Source organism: Streptomyces sp. NPDC057877, assembly GCF_042796855.1.
Lineage (GTDB): Bacteria > Actinomycetota > Actinomycetes > Streptomycetales > Streptomycetaceae > Streptomyces.
Genome location: NZ_JBHVMS010000005.1, coordinates 127730 through 147865, shown reverse-complemented (window position 1 = coordinate 147865; position 20136 = coordinate 127730). Strand labels below are relative to the sequence as shown.

19 protein-coding genes are annotated in these 20136 nt (G+C 71.1%); 10 read left to right on the top strand and 9 right to left on the bottom strand.

What is annotated here, in order from left to right; all coding sequences use genetic code 11:
- Nucleotides 1-31 precede the first annotated feature (31 nt).
- From pgl to tkt, 5 genes are read right to left on the bottom strand one after another with little or no spacing between them, the layout of a single operon-like run.
- Nucleotides 32-814: a 6-phosphogluconolactonase gene (gene pgl / locus ACFVQG_RS15715; protein ID WP_383382168.1), complete on the bottom strand. Its 783-nt coding sequence runs from the start codon at nucleotides 812-814 to the stop codon at nucleotides 32-34.
- On the bottom strand, nucleotides 811-1851 hold the full coding sequence (opcA, locus tag ACFVQG_RS15710) for a glucose-6-phosphate dehydrogenase assembly protein OpcA (protein ID WP_383382165.1): 1041 nt from the start codon (nucleotides 1849-1851) through the stop codon (nucleotides 811-813). Before opcA ends, pgl begins: the two co-directional genes overlap by 4 nt.
- Entirely contained in the window at nucleotides 1848-3383 is a 1536-nt protein-coding gene (zwf, locus tag ACFVQG_RS15705) for a glucose-6-phosphate dehydrogenase (RefSeq protein WP_383382162.1), read from the bottom strand. Before zwf ends, opcA begins: the two co-directional genes overlap by 4 nt.
- A 4-nt stretch (nucleotides 3384-3387) precedes the next feature.
- Complete coding sequence (tal, locus tag ACFVQG_RS15700) at nucleotides 3388-4506, bottom strand: transaldolase (RefSeq protein WP_383382159.1); 1119 nt, start codon at nucleotides 4504-4506, stop codon at nucleotides 3388-3390.
- 34 nt (nucleotides 4507-4540) lie between these two features.
- Complete coding sequence (gene tkt / locus ACFVQG_RS15695; protein WP_383382157.1) at nucleotides 4541-6628, bottom strand: transketolase; 2088 nt, start codon at nucleotides 6626-6628, stop codon at nucleotides 4541-4543.
- Between the two features lie 359 nt (nucleotides 6629-6987).
- On the opposite strand from tkt, the gene ACFVQG_RS15690 reads away from it, so the two are divergent.
- The 4 genes from ACFVQG_RS15690 to ACFVQG_RS15675 all read left to right on the top strand — a co-directional run bounded on the left by ACFVQG_RS15690 (nucleotide 6988) and on the right by ACFVQG_RS15675 (nucleotide 10494).
- Nucleotides 6988-7974, top strand: a complete 987-nt coding sequence (locus tag ACFVQG_RS15690; RefSeq protein WP_383383785.1) for a heme o synthase — start codon at nucleotides 6988-6990, stop codon at nucleotides 7972-7974.
- Between the two features lie 88 nt (nucleotides 7975-8062).
- The gene (locus ACFVQG_RS15685; protein ID WP_383382154.1) at nucleotides 8063-8395 is read left to right on the top strand and encodes a hypothetical protein; all 333 of its coding nucleotides are present in this window, start codon (nucleotides 8063-8065) and stop codon (nucleotides 8393-8395) included.
- A gap of 93 nt (nucleotides 8396-8488) precedes the next feature.
- The gene (locus ACFVQG_RS15680) at nucleotides 8489-9595 is read left to right on the top strand and encodes an amidohydrolase family protein (RefSeq protein WP_383382152.1); all 1107 of its coding nucleotides are present in this window, start codon (nucleotides 8489-8491) and stop codon (nucleotides 9593-9595) included.
- 161 nt (nucleotides 9596-9756) lie between these two features.
- A complete protein-coding gene (locus tag ACFVQG_RS15675; RefSeq protein WP_383382148.1) occupies nucleotides 9757-10494 on the top strand; it encodes a nucleotidyltransferase domain-containing protein in 738 nt (245 codons plus the stop codon).
- Here ACFVQG_RS15675 and ACFVQG_RS15670 read toward each other — a convergent pair.
- From ACFVQG_RS15670 to ACFVQG_RS15655, 4 genes are all read right to left on the bottom strand, one after another.
- Nucleotides 10449-11480, bottom strand: coding sequence for a heme A synthase (locus tag ACFVQG_RS15670; protein WP_383382146.1), 1032 nt, complete (start codon nucleotides 11478-11480; stop codon nucleotides 10449-10451). The two genes, ACFVQG_RS15675 and ACFVQG_RS15670, sit on opposite strands and share 46 nt — an antisense overlap.
- A gap of 105 nt (nucleotides 11481-11585) precedes the next feature.
- Entirely contained in the window at nucleotides 11586-12302 is a 717-nt protein-coding gene (locus ACFVQG_RS15665) for an ABC transporter permease (protein ID WP_383383780.1), read from the bottom strand.
- A 53-nt stretch (nucleotides 12303-12355) separates the two neighbouring features.
- Complete coding sequence (locus tag ACFVQG_RS15660; protein WP_383382143.1) at nucleotides 12356-13279, bottom strand: ABC transporter ATP-binding protein; 924 nt, start codon at nucleotides 13277-13279, stop codon at nucleotides 12356-12358.
- Between the two features lie 91 nt (nucleotides 13280-13370).
- The gene (locus tag ACFVQG_RS15655) at nucleotides 13371-14183 is read right to left on the bottom strand and encodes an aminoglycoside N(3)-acetyltransferase (RefSeq protein ID WP_383382141.1); all 813 of its coding nucleotides are present in this window, start codon (nucleotides 14181-14183) and stop codon (nucleotides 13371-13373) included.
- Between the two features lie 161 nt (nucleotides 14184-14344).
- Here ACFVQG_RS15655 and ACFVQG_RS15650 point away from each other — a divergent pair, with 161 nt between their 5' ends.
- From ACFVQG_RS15650 to ACFVQG_RS15625, 6 genes are all read left to right on the top strand, one after another.
- On the top strand, nucleotides 14345-15088 hold the full coding sequence (locus tag ACFVQG_RS15650; RefSeq protein ID WP_383382138.1) for a helix-turn-helix transcriptional regulator: 744 nt from the start codon (nucleotides 14345-14347) through the stop codon (nucleotides 15086-15088).
- Nucleotides 15085-16506: a Fe-S cluster assembly protein SufB gene (sufB, locus tag ACFVQG_RS15645; RefSeq protein ID WP_383382135.1), complete on the top strand. Its 1422-nt coding sequence runs from the start codon at nucleotides 15085-15087 to the stop codon at nucleotides 16504-16506. Before ACFVQG_RS15650 ends, sufB begins: the two co-directional genes overlap by 4 nt.
- A 92-nt stretch (nucleotides 16507-16598) precedes the next feature.
- Nucleotides 16599-17789 (top strand): Fe-S cluster assembly protein SufD, encoded by a 1191-nt coding sequence (sufD, locus tag ACFVQG_RS15640; RefSeq protein WP_383382133.1) that lies wholly within the window; start codon nucleotides 16599-16601, stop codon nucleotides 17787-17789.
- Nucleotides 17786-18103 (top strand): non-heme iron oxygenase ferredoxin subunit, encoded by a 318-nt coding sequence (locus ACFVQG_RS15635; RefSeq protein ID WP_031166073.1) that lies wholly within the window; start codon nucleotides 17786-17788, stop codon nucleotides 18101-18103. Before sufD ends, ACFVQG_RS15635 begins: the two co-directional genes overlap by 4 nt.
- A gap of 7 nt (nucleotides 18104-18110) precedes the next feature.
- Nucleotides 18111-18875, top strand: a complete 765-nt coding sequence (gene sufC, locus ACFVQG_RS15630; protein ID WP_383382130.1) for a Fe-S cluster assembly ATPase SufC — start codon at nucleotides 18111-18113, stop codon at nucleotides 18873-18875.
- Nucleotides 18872-20128 carry a cysteine desulfurase gene (locus tag ACFVQG_RS15625; protein ID WP_383382127.1) on the top strand — a complete coding sequence of 419 codons (1257 nt, stop codon included), beginning with the start codon at nucleotides 18872-18874 and terminating at the stop codon, nucleotides 20126-20128. Before sufC ends, ACFVQG_RS15625 begins: the two co-directional genes overlap by 4 nt.
- Nucleotides 20129-20136: the final 8 nt, after the last annotated feature.

Here is a 20136-nt window from a genome sequence, read left to right as displayed (position 1 = left end):
CGCTCACGGCTGCGAGCGGGGCCCGGTGCGGTCACGGAGACGCCGGTGGATACAGCGACCGCGGCAACTGCGAGGCCGCCGCGTCGTCCAGCAGCCACAGGGTGCGCGAGCGGCCCCGCGCGCCCGCCGCCGGGGCCTGGATCTCGCCCGCGCCGGACAGCGCGATCGCCGCGGCCCGCGCCTTGTCCTCGCCCGCGGCCAGCAGCCACACCTCACGGGCGGCGCGGATCGCGGGCAGGGTCAGCGTGACCCGGGTCGGCGGCGGCTTGGGCGCGCCGTGCACCCCGACGACGGTGCGCTCGGTCTCCCGTACGGCGGGCAGCTCCGGGAACAGCGAGGCCACGTGGGTGTCCGGGCCGACGCCCAGCATCAGCACGTCGAAGGACGGCACCGGGCCGTGGGCCTCCGGGTCCGCGGCGCCCGCCAGCTCCTCGGCGTAGGCGGCGGCTGCGGCGTCCACGTCACCGCCCCACGGGCCGTCCGACGCGGGCATGGCGTGCACGCGCTTCGGGTCCAGCGGCACCGCGTCCAGCAGTGCCTCGCGGGCCTGGGTGACATTGCGGTCCGGGTCGCCCTCCGGCAGGAACCGCTCGTCGCCCCACCACAGGTCGAGGCGGGCCCAGTCGATGGCGTCCCGGGCCGGTGCCGCCGCCAGCGCGGCCAGCAGGCCGTTGCCGTTGCGGCCACCGGTCAGGACGACCGACGCGGAGCCCCGCGAGGCCTGCGCGTCCACGATCTTCGTGATCAGCCGCGCCGCGGCGGCCTGCGCCATCAGCTCCTTGTCGTGGTGCACGACCAGTTGCGGGGTGTTCACTTCGCCGCCGCCTTCTTCGCCGGTGCCTTCTTGGCGGCCTTCTTCGCGGGCGCCTTCACCGCCGACTCCTCCGGCGCGGGGACCGCGACCGGCTCCTCCCCGGAACCGGCCGACGGCTTCAGCCGGTTCACCCCGTACCGCAGGGCCGAGGCGTAGGTGTCGTCCGGGTCCAGCCTGCGCAGCTCCTCCGCGATCAGCTCGGCCGTGTCCCGGCGCTTGAGCGCCACCGCGCGGTGCGGATGACCGTGCAGGGAGAGCGTGGCCAGGGTGCCGTCGGCCCGGTCCAGGACGATCGGGCCGCAGTCGGTGTCCATCCGTACGCCGGTGAGCCCGGGGCCACTGGACAGCGACCGCTGCACGGGCACGTCCAGCCGGTCCGCCAGCCACATCGCCAGCAGCTCACAGCTCGGGTTGAACTCCTCGCCCTCCACCTCGACGCCCTGCACCCGGCAGGTGACCTGGTCCAGGGCCGCGGCCAGCATCGAGCGCCAGGGCGTGATGCGGGTCCACGACAGGTCCGTGTCACCGGGGGTGTAGGTCGCGGCGCGGGCCGCGAGGTCCCGTACCGGCTGCTCGGCGGCGTAGGTGTCGGTGACCCGGCGCTGGGCGAGCGCGCCCAGCGGGTCCTTCGCCGGGTCGAGCGGCGCGTTGACCGGCCACCAGACGACCACGGGGGCGTCCGGCAGCAGCAGCGGCAGCACCACGGACTGGGCGTGCCCGGTCACCTCGCCGTACAGCCGCAGCACCACCGTCTCCCCGGTGCCCGCCTCCGCGCCGACCCGGACCTCGGCGTCGAGCCGGGACTGGGTGCGGTCGCGGGGGGAGCGGGAGGCGCGCTTGATGACCACGAGGGTGCGCGAGGGATGCTCGTGCGAGGCCTCCTCGGCGGCTTTCATGGCGTCGTAGGCGTTCTCCTCGTCGGTGACGATGACGAGGGTGAGGACCATGCCGACGGCGGGGGTGCCGATGGCGCGGCGGCCCTGCACCAGCGCCTTGTTGATCTTGCTGGAGGTGGTGTCGGTGAGGTCTATCTTCATGGCCTCCGCCAGCTCCGTCCGTCTCGCTGAAGCATCTCGTCCGCCTCGACGGGACCCCACGTTCCGGCCGGGTACCGGGCGGGCTTGCCGTTGGCGTCCCAGTACTCCTCGATCGGGTCGAGGATCTCCCAGGACAGCTCCACCTCCTCGGTGCGCGGGAAGAGGTTGGCGTCGCCGAGGAGCACGTCCAGGATGAGCCGCTCGTACGCCTCCGGGCTGGACTCCGTGAACGACTCCCCGTAGGCGAAGTCCATGGACACGTCCCGGATCTCCATCGAGGTGCCCGGCACCTTGGAGCCGAAGCGGACGGTGACGCCCTCGTCGGGCTGGACGCGGATGACGATCGCGTTCTGGCCCAGCTCCTCCGTCGCCGTGGTGTCGAAGGGCGAGTGCGGGGCGCGCTGGAAGACCACCGCGATCTCCGTCACCCGGCGGCCGAGCCGCTTGCCGGTGCGCAGGTAGAAGGGGACGCCCGCCCAGCGGCGGTTGTCGATGCCGAGCTTGATCGCCGCGTAGGTGTCGGTCTTCGACTTGGGGTCGATGCCCTCCTCGTCGAGGTAGCCGATGACCTTCGCGCCGCCCTGCCAGCCCGCCGCGTACTGCGCGCGCACGGTGTCCCGGCCCAGGTCCTTGGGCAGCTTCACCGCGCCGAGCACCTTGGTCTTCTCCGCGGCGAGCGCGTCGGCGTCGAAGGAGGAGGGCTCCTCCATCGCGGTCAGCGCGAGCAACTGGAGCAGGTGGTTCTGGATGACGTCACGGGCGGCGCCGATGCCGTCGTAGTAGCCCGCCCGGCCGCCGATGCCGATGTCCTCGGCCATGGTGATCTGGACGTGGTCGACGAAGGACCGGTTCCAGATCGGCTCGAACATCGTGTTGGCGAAGCGCAGCGCCAGGATGTTCTGGACGGTCTCCTTGCCCAGGTAGTGGTCGATACGGAAGACCTGGTCCGGGGCGAAAACCTCGTGGACGACCTTGTTCAGCTCCTCGGCCGACTTCAGGTCGTGGCCGAACGGCTTCTCGATGACCGCGCGCCGCCAGGAACCGCCCTGCTGGTCGGCCAGCTGGTGCTTCTTCAGCTGCTGGATGACCACCGGGAACGAACTCGGCGGAACCGACAGGTAGAAGGCGAAGTTGCCGCCCGTGCCCTGCGCCTTGTCCAGGTCCTCGATGGTGCCGCGCAGCCGCTCGAACGCGTCGTCGTCGTCGAAGGTGCCCTGCACGAACCGCATGCCCTGGAGCAGCTGCTGCCAGACCTCCTCGCGGAACGGGGTGCGCGCGTGCTCCTTGACGGCGTCGTGCACGACCTGGGCGAAGTCCTCGTGCTCCCAGTCGCGGCGGGCGAAGCCGACGAGCGAGAAGCCCGGCGGCAGCAGACCCCGGTTGGCGAGGTCGTACACCGCGGGCATCAACTTCTTGCGTGACAGGTCGCCCGTGACACCGAAGATCACCAGGCCCGACGGCCCCGCGATACGCGGGAGCCGTCGGTCCGCCGGGTCACGGAGCGGATTCGCTCCGGTGACTGAGGGGGACAAGGTGTCAGCCCTCCGTGGGGGCGAGGCGCTTCAGCTCGGCCTCCGTCGACGTCAGCAGGTCGATCCAGGACGCCTCGAACTTCTCGACGCCCTCGTCCTCCAGCAACTGCACCACGTCGTCGTACCTGATGCCGAGCGCCTCGACCGCGTCCAGGTCGGCGCGGGCCTGCTCGTAGGTACCGGCGATGGTGTTGCCGCTGATCTCGCCCTTCTCCTCGGTGGCCTGGAGGGTGGCCTCCGGCATGGTGTTCACCGTGTTCGGCGCGACCAGGTCGTCCACGTACAGGGTCGGCTTGTACGCCGGGTCCTTCACCCCCGTCGACGCCCACAGCGGACGCTGCTTGTTGGCGCCCGCGTTCTCCAGCGCCGACCAGCGGTCGGAGGAGAACACCTCCTCGTAGGCCTGGTAGGCGAGGCGCGCGTTGGCGACGGCGGCCTTGCCGCGCAGCGCCTTGGCCTCGTCGGTGCCGAGCGCGTCGAGCCGCTTGTCGATCTCGGTGTCCACGCGGGACACGAAGAACGACGCCACCGAGTGGATCAGGGAGAGGTCCAGGCCCTTCTCCTTGGCCTTCTCCAGACCGGCCAGGTAGGCGGCCATGACCTCGCGGTAGCGCTCCAGCGAGAAGATCAGCGTGACGTTGACGCTGATGCCGTTGCCGATCACCTCGGTGATCGCGGGGAGACCCGCCTTGGTCGCCGGGATCTTGATCAGCGTGTTCGGCCGGTCCACCAGCCAGGCCAGCTGCTTGGCCTCGGCGACGGTCGCGCGGGTGTGGTGGGCGAGCCGCGGGTCGACCTCGATGGAGACCCGGCCGTCCTGGCCGCCGGTCGCCTCGAACACCGGGTGCAGGATGTCGGCGGCGTCCCGGACGTCCGCCGTGGTGATCATGCGGACCGCCTCTTCGACGGTGACCTTGCGGGCGGCGAGGTCGGTGAGCTGCTGCTCGTACCCGTCCCCGGACGAGATCGCCTTCTGGAAGATCGTCGGGTTGGTGGTGACGCCCACGACGTGCTGCTGGTCGAGCAGTTCGGCGAGGTTGCCGGACGTGATCCGCTTGCGCGACAGGTCGTCCAGCCAGATCGCGACGCCTTCCTCGGAGAGGCGCTTCAGTGCGTCTGTCATGGAAATTGCATCTCCTACGTGTCGTGTATGGGCGTCAGCGCTGGGTGGCGGCGAGCGATTCCCGCGCCGCCGCGGCCACGTTCTCGGCAGTGAAGCCGAACTCGCGGAAGAGGACCTTGCCGTCGGCGGACGCGCCGAAGTGCTCCAGGGAAACGATGCGACCGGCGTCCCCGACGTAGCGGTGCCAGGTGAGCCCGATGCCCGCCTCCACGGCGACCCGCGCCTTCACCCGCGGCGGCAGGACGCTGTCCCGGTACCCCTGGTCCTGCTCCTCGAACCACTCCACGGACGGCATCGACACCACCCGCGTGGGGATGCCCGCGCCCTGGAGCTGCTCACGCGCCTCCACGGCCACCTGCACCTCGGAACCGGTGCCGATCAGCACGACCTGCGGCTCGCCGCCCTCGGCCTCGAACAGGACGTAACCGCCCTTGGCGGCGTCCTCGTTGGGCTCGTACGTCGGCACGCCCTGCCGGGTCAGCGCCAGACCGTGCGGGGCACCCTTGCCGAACTCCTTCGTCCAGCGCCGGAGGATCTCGCGCCAGGCGATCGCGGTCTCGTTGGCGTCGGCCGGGCGCACCACGTTCAGGCCCGGGATCGCGCGCAGCGACGCCAGGTGCTCGACGGGCTGGTGCGTCGGGCCGTCCTCACCGAGGCCGATGGAGTCGTGCGTCCACACGTACGTCACCGGCAGGTGCATCAGCGCCGACAGCCGCACCGCGTTGCGCATGTAGTCGGAGAACACCAGGAAGGTGCCGCCGTAGACACGGGTGTTGCCGTGCAGCGCGATGCCGTTCATCTCCGCGGCCATGGCGTGCTCGCGGATGCCGAAGTGGATCGTACGGCCGTAGGGGTCGGCCTCCGGGAGCGGGTTGTCCGCCGGGAGGAACGACGACGTCTTGTCGATCGTGGTGTTGTTGGAGCCCGCCAGGTCGGCCGAGCCGCCCCACAGCTCCGGGATCACCGCGCCGAGCGCCTGCAGCACCTTGCCGGACGCGGCACGGGTGGCGACACCCTTGCCCGGCTCGAAGACCGGCAGCTTCTGCTCCCAGCCCTCGGGCAGCTCGCCCTTGCTGATCCGGTCGAACTCGGCGGCGCGCTCGGGGTTGCTGTTGCGCCACTCCTGGAGCTGCTTCTCCCACGCGGCCTTGGCCTGGCGGCCCCGCTCGATCGCCTGCCGGGTGTGGCCGATGACCTCGTCCGTGACCTCGAAGCTCTGCTCCGGGTCGAAGCCCAGGACGCGCTTGGTGGCCGCGACCTCCTCGTCACCCAGCGCCGAGCCGTGCGCGGCCTCGGTGTTCTGGGCGTTCGGGGCGGGCCAGGCGATGATCGAGCGCATCGCGATGAACGACGGCCGGTCGGTGACCTGCTTGGCCGCCTCGATCGCGTCGTACAGGGCGTGCGGGTCGAGGTCGCCGTCCGGCTTCGGCGCGACGCGCTGGACGTGCCAGCCGTAGGCCTCGTACCGCAGGGCGGTGTCCTCGGAGACCGCGGTCTCGGTGTCGCCCTCGATCGAGATGTGGTTGTCGTCCCACAGCAGGATCAGGTTGCCCAGCTTCTGGTGGCCCGCGAGCGAGGACGCCTCGGCGGAGATGCCCTCCTGGAGGCAGCCGTCACCGGCGATGCAGAAGACGAAGTGGTCGAAGGGCGAGGTGCCCTCGGCCGCCTCCGGGTCGAACAGGCCGCGCTCGTAGCGGGCGGCCATCGCCATGCCCACGGCGTTGGCGACACCCTGCCCGAGCGGGCCGGTCGTGGTCTCCACGCCCTTGGTGTGGCCGTACTCCGGGTGCCCCGGGGTCTTGGAGCCCCAGGTGCGGAAGGCCTTCAGATCATCCAGCTCCAGACCGAAACCGGCCAGGTAGAGCTGGGTGTAGAGGGTCAGGGACGAGTGGCCGGCGGACAGCACGAAGCGGTCACGCCCGACCCACTCCGGGTCCGCCGGGTCGTGCCGCATCACCTTCTGGAAGAGGGTGTAGGCGGCAGGCGCGAGGCTCATCGCCGTACCCGGATGGCCGTTGCCGACCTTCTGTACGGCGTCGGCGGCCAGGACGCGTGCGGTGTCGACGGCCCGCTGGTCCAACTCGGTCCACTCGAGGTCTGTGGTGGTCGGCTTGGTGCTCACCCTGGGTCAGGGCTCCTCTCCACATGTCGGATGCCGGTGTGTTCTGGCCCACCGGCCGCAGTCGAGCCTACCCCCGGAGGGACGTGCGTCTTTTCGAGTCATTCCAGACTGCCGGGACTCTTTCGAATTCGCCTCCCGGCCAGGTCCGACGGGGCTCGACACATGAATACGGGGCCCCTCATCCGAGTGCTCAATCGAGCCCTGCCGCGCACCTTGGAACGGTGTCCGGAACGCGTCCGCCAACACGACCCCACCCCCGCGGAGGCCGAGGTATGGGCAACGTCTAAAGTGGCGTGGTACGCGCGAGCCCTTTACCCGGACTTCACACCGGGAGGCTTGCTGGGATGTCTCTGTCAGGGGTGTGTGTGACGGCCGTTGAATCCCGTCCTGCGGATGGGGGCACCGCCCATGCCGTTAAGGCAATGGGGGAAATCGGGACGAGCCAGAGCCCGACTCACCGGCCGTTCGGGGCCCGGGTCAAGGCGTTCGTGGCGCTGACCAAGCCGCGGATCATCGAACTGCTGCTGATCACCACCGTCCCGGTGATGTTCCTGGCCGAGCAGGGCGTTCCGGACCTCCGCCTGGTGCTCGTCACCTGCTTCGCGGGCTATCTCTCCGCGGGCGGCGCCAACGCGCTGAACATGTACATCGACCGGGACATCGACGCCCTCATGGACCGCACCTCGCAGCGGCCCCTGGTCACCGGGATGGTCAGCCCGCGCGAGTGCCTCGCCTTCGGCATCACCCTGGGCATCGTCTCCACCCTGCTGTTCGGCCTCGCCGTCAACTGGCTCTCCGCCTGGCTGGCCCTCGGCGCGCTCCTCTTCTACGTCGTCGTCTACACGATGATCCTCAAGCGCCGCACCTCGCAGAACATCGTCTGGGGCGGCATCGCGGGCTGTATGCCGGTGCTCATCGGCTGGTCGGCGGTGACGAACTCGCTGTCCTACGCGCCGCTCATCCTCTTCCTCGTCATCTTCTTCTGGACGCCGCCGCACTACTGGCCGCTGTCGATGAAGGTGAAGGACGACTACGCGCGCGTGGGCGTGCCGATGCTGCCGGTCATCGCCTCCAACAAGGTCGTCGCCCGGCAGATCGTGCTCTACAGCTGGGTGATGGTCGGCGCCTCGCTGCTGCTCACCCCGCTCGGCTACACCGGCTGGTTCTACACCCTGGTCGCGCTGGCCGCGGGCGGCTGGTGGCTGTGGGAGGCGCACGCCCTGCAGAACCGGGCCAAGGCCGAGGTGACGGGCGCGAAGCTGCGGGAGATGCGGCTGTTCCACTGGTCGATCACCTATGTGTCGCTGGTGTTCGTGGCGGTGGCGGTGGACCCCTTCCTCCGCTAGATCGGTCTGCCCGACGGGCGGGGTGCGTGGTCAAGGCCACGCACCCCGCCCGTCGCCGTTTGATCTACCCGTCGGTAGCATCCTGGTCATGGCAGACACGCAAGCGGTTGACGCGAAGGCCGGACGCAGGGCGGCCCGGCTCGCCAAGCAGATCGACGCCTTCAGCAAGGCGCACGGCGGCGCCGAGGCCCAGGTGGCGTACCTCGGCCAGCGCGGCGCCCGGATCGTCCTCGTCGGCGAGGACGGCGGCTGGGGCGACCTGGTGGCGCCCACCCACGCGATCGCCGAGGATGCGGTGCGCAGGGCCGGGGTCACCGTGCACGAGGCGTTCGACGGCGAGTTCGCGGCCAAGGTCAGGACAGGGCCGTACGAGTGGAGCCGGATGGCGGGCATCCAGCTCGGCGGCCCCGCCAACGACTGAGGCCGCGCCCCGCAACACCTGGGACCCGGTTCACCCGTTAGGACTGCTGAGAGCGGTACGACTCTTGCGAGCGGTCCGACACGGGGAGCCCGGATGATCGAAACGCCGTCCCTCGTGGACCAGTACTGCCACGGCGTACTGCGGACGGAGCTGGGCCTCGGCACCTTCGAGGCCCAGCTGGCGCGCACCGAGGGACCGCCCGCGCCGGGCACCACCCTCTTCGACACCCAGACCGGGTTCGCGGTACGCCGCTGGTGCCCCCCGCTGCTCGGCCTGGAACCGCACTGCCCGCCCGCCCGCTATCTCGCCCGGCGCCGCGAACTCGGCGTGCTGGAATCCGGCCGACGGCTGCTGCGCGGCAGCGGCATCACCACCTACCTGGTCGACACCGGGCTGCCCGGCGACCTCACCCCGCCCGCCGAACTGGCCTCCGCCTCGGCCGCCGACGCCCATGAGATCGTCCGCCTGGAACTCCTCGCCGAGCAGGTCGCCGACACCTCCGGCACCGTCGAGTCCCTCCTCGCCAACCTCGCCGAGTCGGTCCACGGCGCCGCCGCGCACGCCGTCGCCTTCACCTCCGTGGCGGGCGTACGGCACGGACTCGCCCTCGCGCCGGAGCCGCCGGGGCCCGGTGAGGTGCGGGGCGCGGCGGCGCGCTGGCTGGCCCGGCGCCGGGTCGGGGGCGAGCTGAGCGACCCGGTGCTGCTCCGGCACCTGCTGTGGATCGCCGTCGCCACCGGCAGGCCGCTCCAACTGCACGCCGGGCTCGGGGAGCCGGGCCTGCGCATCGACCGCACCGACCCGGTGCTGCTGACCGACTTCGTGCGGGCCACCGCCGGGCTCGGCACCGACCTGGTCCTGCTGCACGGCTACCCGTACCACCGGCACGCCGCCCATCTCGCCGGGGTCTTCCCGCACGTGTACGCCGACTCGGGCGCCGCCCTGGTGCGCACCGGCGCCCGCGCGGCCACCATCCTCGCCGAGATCCTGGAGCTGGCCCCCTTCGGCAAGATCCTCTTCTCTAGCGGGGCCCAAGGGCTGCCGGAACTGCACGTGGTGGGCGCCCGGCTGTTCCGGGAGGCGCTCGCACGGGTGCTCGGCACCTGGGTGGCCGAGGGGGCGTGGGCGCTGACGGACGCGCAGCGGGTCGCCGGGCTGATCGCCTCGGGGAACGCGCGGCGGGTGTACGGGCTGGGGTGAGCGTGGGTCAGCGGGCGGCGGACGGGCTGGGGTGAGCGTGGGTCAGCGGGCGGCGGACGGGCTGGGGTGAGCGTGGGTCACCGGGCGGCGGACGGGCTGGGGTGAGCGTGGGCCAGGGGCGGCGAGGGTGTGGATCACCGGGCGGCGGACAGACTGCACCCATGCCGACCGACGCACTCCTCGACCGCTTCCTCACCGGGCTGGACCCGCTCGCCCCCGTCGCCGTCTGGGCGCACGGCTCCCTCGCTGGGGGCGACTACCGGGAGGGGCGCAGCGACCTGGACCTGATCGTCGTCCTGCCCGGCCCGATCACGCCGCGGACCGTCTGGCGGGTGGCCCTGCTGCACGCCCGGCTGCGGGCCGAGCCGCTCGCCGCAAAGCTGCACTGCACGTACCTCACGCCCGCAACGGCGGCGGGTGCGGACCGGCGGCACCTCACCTGGGCGCACGAGGAGCTGTTCAAACGGCCGGTCACCGCCGTCACCCGCCGTGAGCTGCACGCCTTCGGCCGCGTCCTGCACGGGGCGCCCCCGGCGGAACTGCTGCCGCCGGTACCGGACGGCCAACTGCGCGCCTTCGTCGTACGCGACCAACGCGACTTCTGGCGGCCCGCCGTCGCACACGCGCCGCGCTGGCGGCAGGACGCCTGGGTCGACGTGGGCCTGACGACCTTCGCCCGCGCCACCGTCACCCTGCGCGACGGCCGCCTGATCACCAAGCGCGAGTCCCTCGCCGAACTCCTCGCCCTGGGCGCCCCCGCCGAGGTCGTCGAGGACATCCGCCTACGCCGCTACGACCGCCCCGAGCCGCCCACCGAGGAGTGGACGGCGCGCAGGGGGGAGCTGACGCGGGGCTACCTGGGACCCGCGATCGACGCGCTGGTGGCGTCGTACGCCTGAGCGGGCGGGGCCGGGATGCCGGGCAGCGCGGCCCCGGGACGCTCGCGCAGCGAGAGCAGCACCCGCAGGACGGCGATCCACACCAGACAGGAGCCGAGCATGTGGAGGCCGACCAGGATCTCGGGGAGGCTGGTGAAGTACTGGACGTAACCGATGACGCCCTGACTCAGCAGCACCAGGAACAGCTCCCGCGTCCGGTGCAGCGGCCCGCGCGGCGCGTCGACCGCCTTGAGGACGAACCACAGGGCGAAGGTCAGGGTGACCACGACCCAGGCGAGTACGGCGTGCAGCCGGGTGACGTCCTCCCACGGGACGTCCATGCGCGGGACCTCGCTGGAGTCGCCCGCGTGCGGGCCCGCGCCGGTCACCACGGTGCCGACCGTGATCAGCAGCGCCGCCACGCCGACCAGCACCCACACCAGCTGCTGCACGGCCTTGCCGACCAGCGGCCGGGGCGCGCCGTCGCCCTCGCGGGTGCGCTGCCACATCACGGCGGCGACCGCGATCAGCGCGGAGGAGAGCAGGAAGTGCGCCGCGACCGTGTACGGGTTGAGGCCGACCAGCACCACGATGCCGCCGAGGACGGCGTTGCCCATCACCAACCAGAACTGTGCCCAGCCGAGCCGGGTGAGGCTCCGGCGGAACGGCTTCTGGGAGCGGGCGGCGATGATCGCCCAGCCGACCGCCGCGCACAGCACATAGGTCAGCAGGCGGTTGCCGAACTCGATGACGCCGTGCACGCCCATCTCGCTGGTGTTGGTCAGCGAGTCCTCGGTGCACTTGGGCCAGGTCGGGCAGCCCAGGCCGGAGCCGGTCAGCCGGACGGCGCCGCCGGTGACCACGATCACCACCGACATGACGAGCGCGGCGAGTGCCGCCCGCCGCACCGTCCGGGGATCCGGGGTCCAGCGTGCGGCGATGAAGGCGAGCGGGTTGCGCAGGACCGCCGAGGCGTCCGCGCGGGTCACGTTTGGCACGCCCACCATCGTAGGACGGGGTTTGTGCACGCTTTCACGAGGGTCGGGTCACGCGTCGGGTCACGCGTCGGGTGACGCGTCGGGTCAGGCGTCGGGTGACGCGTCGGGTGACGCTCACTCCCAGCGGAAGAAGCGCCCCGCCGCGGCCAGTCCCAGGACCGCCCAGACGGCCAGCACGCCCAGGTCGCCCCACGGCATCCCGGCACCGTGCTGGAGGACGTCCCGCAGGCCGTCGGAGAGCGCCGAGATGGGCAGCAGCCCGAGGACGCTCTGTGCCGCGTCCGGGAACTTGTCCAGCGGGACGATGACCCCGCCGCCGACGAGCAGCAGCAGGAAGACCAGGTTGGCCGCGGCGAGCGTCGCCTCGGCCTTCAGCGTGCCCGCCATCAGCAGCCCGAGGCCGGAGAAGGCGGCGGTGCCCAGGACCAGCAGCAGCACTACGGCGAGGGGGTTGCCCTGCGGCGACCAGCCCAGCGCGAGCGCGATCACCGTCACCAGGAGCACCTGGAGCACCTCGGTGACCAGGACGGACACCGTCTTGGCGGTCATCAGGCCCCAGCGCGGCAGCGGGGAGGCGGCGAGCCGCTTCAGCACGCCGTAGCGGCGTTCGAAGCCGGTCGCGATGGCCTGCCCGGTGAACGCCGTGGACATCACGGAGAGCGCGAGGATGCCGGGGGCGAGGAAGTCGACGGCCTCGTCCGCGCCGGTGTCGACGACGTCGACGGTGGAGAACAGCACCAGCAGCAGGGTCGGGATGACCACCGTCAGCAGCAGTTGCTCGCCGTTGCGCAGCAGCATCCGCGTCTCCAGCGCGGCCTGCGCGGCGATCATGCGGGGCAGGGGCGCGGCGCCGGGCCGGGGGGCGTAGGTCCCGGTGGGGGTGGTCACGAGCGCAGCTCCTTGCCGGTCAGTTCCAGGAAGACGTCTTCGAGGGTGTGCCGTTCGACCGAGATCCGCTCCGGCATCACGCCGTGCTGGGCGCACCAGGAGGTGACCGTCGCCAGCAGTTGCGGGTCGACCTTGCCGGTGACCCGGTAGGAGCCCGGCGTCAGCTCGGCGGCGGCGCTGTCCGGGGGGAGGGCCTTGAGCAGGGAGGCGACGTCGAGGCCGGGGCGGCCACTGAAGCGCAGGGTGTTCTCGGCGCCGCCGCGGCACAGTTCCTCGGGGGAGCCCTGGGCGATGACGCGGCCCGCGTCGATGATGGCGACGTCGTCGGCGAGCTGCTCGGCCTCGTCCATGTGGTGGGTGGTGAGGATCACGGAGACACCGTCGGCGCGCAGGTCCCGGACCAGGTCCCAGGTGGCGCGGCGGGCCTGCGGGTCGAGTCCGGCGGTCGGCTCGTCGAGGAAGACCAGCTCGGGGCGGCCGACCACGGCCATCGCCAGCGCGAGCCGCTGCTGCTGGCCGCCGGAGAGGCGGCGGTACGGGGTCCGGCCGCAGGAGCCGAGGCCGAGCCGTTCGACGAGCGCGGGCACGTCCAGGGGGTGGGCGTGCAGCCTGGCGACATGGCGGAGCATCTCGTCCGCGCGGGCGGTCGAGTAGACACCGCCGGACTGGAGCATCACGCCGATCCGGGGCCGCAGCTCACGGGACTGCCGCACCGGGTCGAGCCCCAGCACGCGCACGGTCCCGGAGTGCGGTTTCCGGTAGCCCTCGCAGGTCTCCACGGTCGTCGTCTTGCCCGCGCCGTTGGGCCCGAGGACAGCGGTGATCCCCGCCCGGGCCACCAGGTCGAGGCCGTCCACCGCGGTCTTGTCGCCGTACCGCTGCACCAGGGCCTGGACCTGGACCACGGGCTCGTATCGCATGACCCCTGAGTCTAGGTAGCCCACACGGCTGTCCGGCGGCCGGGTGCGAGAAGTCCTCGCCCGGGGCGGGAGGCTCCGGCGCGCGCGGCGCTCAGCCGCGTGAGTGCCGGTACTCCTGCTCGCGCGGCCGGTGCACGGCCAGCCAGCGCTCGGCGTACGCCACCGCGTCCGCGACCGGGAACAGCCGGGCCCCGGCGGCGCCCGCCGTGCCCCGTACGACGGGCCGGTCCCGTTCGAAGTCGTGGCCCAGTTCGTCGAAGCGCTCGGAGGAGATCGACACCTCCCGCACCACCTCCCAGCCGTCCGGGCCGGGGCGGCCGACGTCCACGACCGGGGCGGGTATCCGGTACTCGGCCAGGTGGAAGCTGGTGCAGGTGTCGTAGCCGCAGCCGAGCAGGAGGACGCGGGCGCCGAGCCGCTCCAGGCGGGCCAGGGGGCTGTGCTCGCCGAGGCGGCAGTCGGTGGCGTGGCCGTCGATGACCTGGGCGGCGCCGGGGCCGAGGGCGGCGAACGAGGTCTGCGGGTGGGCGCTGCGCAGGGCGCCCGGCCAGGTGCGTACGGTCTCCGGGACCACGCCGACGCCGCGGGTGGGCGTGGTCAGGGGGTCGTAGGCGGGCATGGTGGCCCGGATGGTCGGCCACCACTCCTCGGGCACCGGCGGGTTCCCCCAGACGGCCGGGTCGGACAGGTCGCCGGACTGGGTGGGGACGACCAGCGTGCCGTCCGGGCCGAGGGCGTCGAGGAGGGCGCGGACCACCGTGGGGGCGCCGCCGCAGACCCAGCCGAGGGCGCTGAGCGAGGTGTGCGCGAGGAGGGTCTCGCCGGGGCGGACGCCCAGGGCGCGCAGGTCGGTGGCGAGGCTGTCGCGCGTGACAAGAGGGCCGGTCGGAGGGGGTGTGGGCATGGTTCGGCAGTGTCCACGACAGGGGGCCGCGGGGCCACCCATTTGATCGATCAGAGATCGTTTGCGCAGGTCAGATTAGGTATGCCTAAGTGACGCAGCGCACCACCGGGTGATCCAGACGCCGCTTGCCCGTGCCTGAGGAATTACGCAACAATGGCGTTGTGAAAAACGTCGGCGAGGCTCGGGAGACCCCTCACGGGGCCCCTCAGGAGGAGTTCGCGACCGGTGAGCGCTCCACGCGCAACCGGGTCGCGCGGTCCATCCTGGACCACGGGCCCTCGACCGTCGCCGAACTGGCCGGACGGCTCGGCCTCACCCAGGCGGCCGTACGCAGGCACCTCGACGCGCTCGGCGGCGACGGCGTGGTGGAGGCCCGCGAACGCCGCGTCTACGGCGCGCGCACGCGCGGGCGCCCCGCCAAGGTCTTCGCCCTGACGGACTGCGGCCGGGACGCCTTCGACCAGTCGTACGACAAGCTGGCCGTGGACGCGCTCGGCTGGATCGCCGAGCGCGAGGGCGGCAGCGAGGCGGTCGCCGCCTTCGCCCGCGCCCGGATCGCCGCCCAGGCGGGCGCCTACCGCGAGGCGATCGCGTCGGCCGCCCCCGACAAGCGCACCGAGGCGCTGGCCAAGGCCCTGAGCACGGACGGGTACGCTGCTACGGCGCGCAGCGCACCGGTCGGCGAACAGCTGTGCCAGCACCACTGCCCGGTCGCCCATGTCGCCGAGAAGTTCCCGCAACTGTGCGAGGCGGAGACCGAGATCTTCGCCGAACTGCTCGGGACCCACGTCCAGCGACTGGCGACCATCGCGCACGGCGACGGCGTCTGCACGACGTTCATCCCCAAGCTTTCCCCTACTGACACTGACGCATCTGCTAGCACGGCCGGGAGGAACCCCGCATGACTCTCCCCACGGAGACTGCCCACCCCGAACTCGAGGGTCTGGGCAAGTACGAATACGGCTGGGCCGACTCCGACGAGGCCGGTGCGGCAGCCAAGCGCGGTCTCAGTGAGGCGGTCGTCCGCGACATCTCGGGCAAGAAGTCCGAGCCCGAGTGGATGACCAAGCTGCGCCTGAAGGGCCTGAAGCTTTTCGAGAAGAAGCCCATGCCGAACTGGGGCTCCGACCTCTCCGGCATCGACTTCGACAACATCAAGTACTTCGTGCGCTCCACGGAGAAGCAGGCGGAGTCCTGGGAGGACCTGCCCGAGGACATCAAGAACACCTACGACAAGCTCGGCATCCCGGAGGCGGAGAAGCAGCGCCTGGTCGCCGGTGTCGCCGCGCAGTACGAGTCGGAGGTCGTCTACCACCAGATCCGCGAGGACCTGGAGGAGCAGGGCGTCATCTTCCTCGACACCGACACCGCGCTGAAGGAGCACCCGGAACTCTTCAAGGAGTACTTCGGGACCGTCATCCCCGCCGGTGACAACAAGTTCGCCTCCCTGAACACCGCCGTGTGGTCGGGCGGCTCCTTCATCTACGTCCCGCCGGGCGTCCACGTCGAGATCCCGCTGCAGGCCTACTTCCGGATCAACACCGAGAACATGGGCCAGTTCGAGCGGACCCTGATCATCGTCGACGAGGGTGCCTACGTGCACTACGTCGAGGGCTGCACCGCCCCGATCTACAAGTCCGACTCGCTGCACTCCGCGGTCGTCGAGATCATCGTCAAGAAGAACGCCCGCTGCCGCTACACGACCATCCAGAACTGGTCGAACAACGTCTACAACCTGGTCACCAAGCGCGCCGTGGCGTACGAGGGCGCGACCATGGAGTGGATCGACGGCAACATCGGCTCCAAGGTGACGATGAAGTACCCGGCCGTCTACCTGATGGGCGAGCACGCCAAGGGCGAGACCCTGTCCATCGCCTTCGCGGGCGAGGGCCAGCACCAGGACGCGGGCGCCAAGATGGTCCACATGGCCCCCAACACCTCCTCCAACATCGTTTCCAAGTCGGTGGCGCGCGGTGGCGGCCGTACCTCCTACCGCGGTCTGATCGAGATCGGCGAGGGTGCCCCGGGCTCGAAGTCGAACGTCCTGTGTGACGCTCTGCTCGTGGACACCATCTCCCGGTCCGACACCTACCCGTACGTCGACGTCCGCGAGGACGACGTCTCCATGGGCCACGAGGCGACCGTCTCCAAGGTCTCCGAGGACCAGCTTTTCTACCTGATGAGCCGTGGCCTGAGCGAGGACGAGGCGATGGCGATGATCGTGCGCGGCTTCGTCGAGCCGATCGCCAAGGAACTGCCCATGGAGTACGCGCTCGAACTCAACCGGCTGATCGAGCTGCAGATGGAGGGCGCGGTCGGTTAACGACCGGCTGCCGGGGGCGGCACCAGGAGGCCGCCCCCCACCGCCGTCCCACCACGCCCCTTACGTAACGGAAAGCGAGCACTACGACAGCCATGGCTGAGGCTCAGAACATCCCGGTGGGCTCCACCACCGCCGGTGCCATCGCGGTCGCCGCCGAGGCGGACTCGACCGTCGCCACGCGCATGAGCGCGCCCCCGTCCTTCGACGTCGCGGACTTCCCCGTCCCGCACGGCCGCGAGGAGGAGTGGCGGTTCACCCCGCTGGAGCGGCTGCGCGGGCTGCACGACGGCACCGCCGTCGCCACCGGCGAAGGCGTCAAGGTCGCCGTCGAGGCCCCCGAGGGCGTCACCGTCGAGACCGTCGGCCGCGACGACGCCCGGCTCGGCCGTGCGGGCACCCCGGTGGACCGCGTCGCCGCGCAGGCGTACTCCGCCTTCGAGCGGGCCTCGGTCGTGACCGTGCCCAAGGAGACAGTGCTCACCGAGCCGATCCGGATCGCCGTGCACGGCGAGGGCGGTACCGCCTACGGCCACCAGGTCATCGAGCTGGGCGCGTTCGCCGAGGCCGTCGTCGTCATCGACCACACCGGTGACGCCGTGCTCGCCGCCAACGTCGAGTACCTCCTGGGCGACGGCGCCAGGCTGACCGTCGTCTCCGTGCAGGACTGGGACGACAAGGCCGTCCACGTCGCCCAGCACAACGCCCTCGTCGGCCGCGACGCCTCCTTCAAGTCGGTCGTCGTCACCTTCGGCGGTGACGTCGTACGACTGCACCCGCGCGTGACCTACGCCGGTCCCGGCGGCGAGGCCGAGCTGTTCGGCCTGTACTTCACCGACCAGGGCCAGCACCAGGAGCACCGCCTCCTGGTCGACCACAACGTCCCGCACTGCAAGTCGAACGTCGTCTACAAGGGCGCCCTCCAGGGCGAGCAGGCGCACGCGGTGTGGATCGGTGACGTACTCATCGAGGCCAAGGCCGAGGGCACCGACACCTACGAGATGAACCGCAACCTCGTCCTCACCGACGGCGCCCGCGTCGACTCGGTCCCCAACCTGGAGATCGAGACCGGCGAGATCGTCGGCGCCGGGCACGCCAGCGCCACCGGCCGCTTCGACGACGAGCAGCTGTTCTACCTGATGGCCCGCGGCATCCCGGAGTTCGAGGCCCGCCGTCTGGTGGTCCGCGGCTTCTTCGCCGAGCTGGTCCAGCAGATCGGCCTGAAGGACATCGAGGAGCGCCTCCTCACCAGGATCGAAGAGGAGCTGGAGGCGTCCGTCGCATGACCTTCGTACGCGCCTGTGGGCTGAGCGAGCTGGAGGAGGACACCCCGAAGCGGGTGGAACTCGACGGCACGCCGGTCTCGGTCGTCCGTACCGAGGGCGAGGTGTTCGCGATCTACGACATCTGCTCCCACGCGAACGTCTCGCTCTCCGAGGGCGAGGTGGAGGACTGCCAGATCGAGTGCTGGCTGCACGGCTCCAGCTTCGACCTCCGCACCGGCAAGCCGTCCGGCCTTCCCGCGACGCGCCCCGTCCCCGTATACCCCGTAAAGATCGAAGGGGACGATGTGCTCGTCTCCGTCACCCAGGAGTCCTGAGGCACCCATGGCAACGCTTGAAATCCGAGACCTGCACGTCACCGTCGAGGCCGACAACGCCACGAAGGAGATCCTCAAGGGCGTCGACCTCACCGTGAAGCAGGGCGAGACGCACGCCATCATGGGCCCCAACGGCTCGGGCAAGTCGACCCTCGCCTACTCCCTGGCGGGTCACCCGAAGTACACCATCACCGGCGGCACCGTCACCCTCGACGGCGAGGACGTCACCGAGATGTCCGTCGACGAGCGCGCCCGCGCGGGCCTGTTCCTGGCGATGCAGTACCCCGTCGAGGTCCCCGGCGTCTCGGTCTCCAACTTCCTGCGCACCTCCGCCACCGCCGTCCGCGGCGAGGCCCCCAAGCTGCGCACCTGGGTGAAGGAGGTCAAGGAGGCCATGGAGCGCCTCAACATGGACCCCGCCTTCGCCGAGCGCAACGTCAACGAGGGCTTCTCCGGCGGTGAGAAGAAGCGCCACGAGATCCTCCAGCTCGAACTGCTCAAGCCGAAGATCGCGGTCCTCGACGAGACCGACTCCGGCCTGGACGTCGACGCGCTGCGGGTCGTGTCGGAGGGCGTCAACCGGGTCCGCGAGAGCGGCGAGGTCGGCACCCTGCTGATCACCCACTACACGCGCATCCTGCGCTACATCAAGCCCGACCACGTCCACGTCTTCTCCGGCGGCCGGATCGTCGAGTCGGGCGGCCCCGAGCTGGCCGACAAGCTCGAGGCCGAGGGCTACGAGGCGTACACGAAGGGTGGCGCATCCGCGTGACACAGCTGCCGGGCCTCCTCGACACCGAGGCGATCCGCAAGGACTTCCCCATCCTGGACCGCCAGGTCCACGACGGCCGGAAGCTCGTGTACCTGGACAACGCGGCGACCTCGCAGAAGCCGCGCCAGGTGCTGGACGCACTCAGCGAGTACTACGAGCGCTACAACGCCAACGTCCACCGCGGTGTGCATGTGCTCGCCGAGGAGGCCACGGCGCTGTACGAGGGCGCGCGCGACAAGGTGGCGGAGTTCATCAACGCGCCCAGCCGCGACGAGGTGATCTTCACCAAGAACGCCTCGGAATCGCTCAACCTCGTGGCGAACATGCTCGGCTGGGCCGACGAGCCCTACCGGGTCGACCACGAGACCGAGATCGTCATCACGGAGATGGAGCACCACTCCAACATCGTGCCGTGGCAGCTGCTCGCGCAGCGCACCGGCGCGAAGCTGAAGTGGTTCGGCCTGACGGACGACGGCCGCCTGGACCTCTCCAACATCGACGAGATCATCACCGAGAAGACGAAGATCGTTTCCTTTGTGCTGGTCTCCAACATCCTCGGCACCCACAACCCCGTCGAGGCGATCGTGCGCCGGGCGCAGGAGGTCGGCGCGCTGGTCTGCGTCGACGCCTCGCAGGCCGCGCCGCACATGCCGCTGGACGTGCAGAGCCTCCAGGCCGACTTCGTGGCCTTCACCGGCCACAAGATGTGTGGCCCGACCGGCATCGGCGTGCTGTGGGGCCGCCAGGAGCTGCTGGAGGACCTGCCTCCGTTCCTGGGCGGCGGCGAGATGATCGAGACGGTGTCGATGCACTCCTCGACCTACGCCCCGGCACCGCACAAGTTCGAGGCGGGCACCCCGCCGATCGCGCAGGCGGTCGGTCTGGGCGCGGCGATCGACTACCTCAACTCGATCGGCATGGACAAGATCCTCGCTCATGAGCACGCCCTCACCGAGTACGCGGTGAAGCGGCTCCTGGAGGTCCCCGACCTGCGGATCATCGGCCCGACCACGGCCGAGGAGCGCGGCGCCGCGATCTCCTTCACGCTCGGTGACATCCACCCGCACGACGTGGGCCAGGTCCTCGACGAGCAGGGCATCGCGGTCCGGGTCGGCCACCACTGCGCCCGCCCCGTCTGCCTCCGGTACGGAATTCCTGCGACCACGCGAGCGTCGTTCTATCTGTACTCCACGCCTGCCGAGATCGACGCGCTGGTCGACGGGCTGGAGCACGTACGGAACTTCTTCGGCTGAAGGGCGTG

Excerpts from the sequence above, each read along its gene's own strand:
- ACFVQG_RS15665 (WP_383383780.1), bottom strand. The coding sequence starts at position 12,302 with ATGATCGCCGCGCAGGCCGCGCTGGAGACGCGGATGCTGCTGCGCAAC.
- sufD (WP_383382133.1), top strand. The coding sequence starts at position 16,599 with ATGGCTGAGGCTCAGAACATCCCGGTGGGCTCCACCACCGCCGGTGCC.
- ACFVQG_RS15675 (WP_383382148.1), top strand. The coding sequence starts at position 9,757 with ATGCCGACCGACGCACTCCTCGACCGCTTCCTCACCGGGCTGGACCCG.
- ACFVQG_RS15635 (WP_031166073.1), top strand. The coding sequence starts at position 17,786 with ATGACCTTCGTACGCGCCTGTGGGCTGAGCGAGCTGGAGGAGGACACC.
- opcA (WP_383382165.1), bottom strand. The coding sequence starts at position 1,851 with ATGAAGATAGACCTCACCGACACCACCTCCAGCAAGATCAACAAGGCG.
- ACFVQG_RS15680 (WP_383382152.1), top strand. The coding sequence starts at position 8,489 with ATGATCGAAACGCCGTCCCTCGTGGACCAGTACTGCCACGGCGTACTG.
- ACFVQG_RS15685 (WP_383382154.1), top strand. The coding sequence starts at position 8,063 with ATGGCAGACACGCAAGCGGTTGACGCGAAGGCCGGACGCAGGGCGGCC.
- ACFVQG_RS15660 (WP_383382143.1), bottom strand. The coding sequence starts at position 13,279 with ATGCGATACGAGCCCGTGGTCCAGGTCCAGGCCCTGGTGCAGCGGTAC.
- sufB (WP_383382135.1), top strand. The coding sequence starts at position 15,085 with ATGACTCTCCCCACGGAGACTGCCCACCCCGAACTCGAGGGTCTGGGC.
- tal (WP_383382159.1), bottom strand. The coding sequence starts at position 4,506 with ATGACAGACGCACTGAAGCGCCTCTCCGAGGAAGGCGTCGCGATCTGG.
- sufC (WP_383382130.1), top strand. The coding sequence starts at position 18,111 with ATGGCAACGCTTGAAATCCGAGACCTGCACGTCACCGTCGAGGCCGAC.
- ACFVQG_RS15655 (WP_383382141.1), bottom strand. The coding sequence starts at position 14,183 with ATGCCCACACCCCCTCCGACCGGCCCTCTTGTCACGCGCGACAGCCTC.
- ACFVQG_RS15670 (WP_383382146.1), bottom strand. The coding sequence starts at position 11,480 with ATGGTGGGCGTGCCAAACGTGACCCGCGCGGACGCCTCGGCGGTCCTG.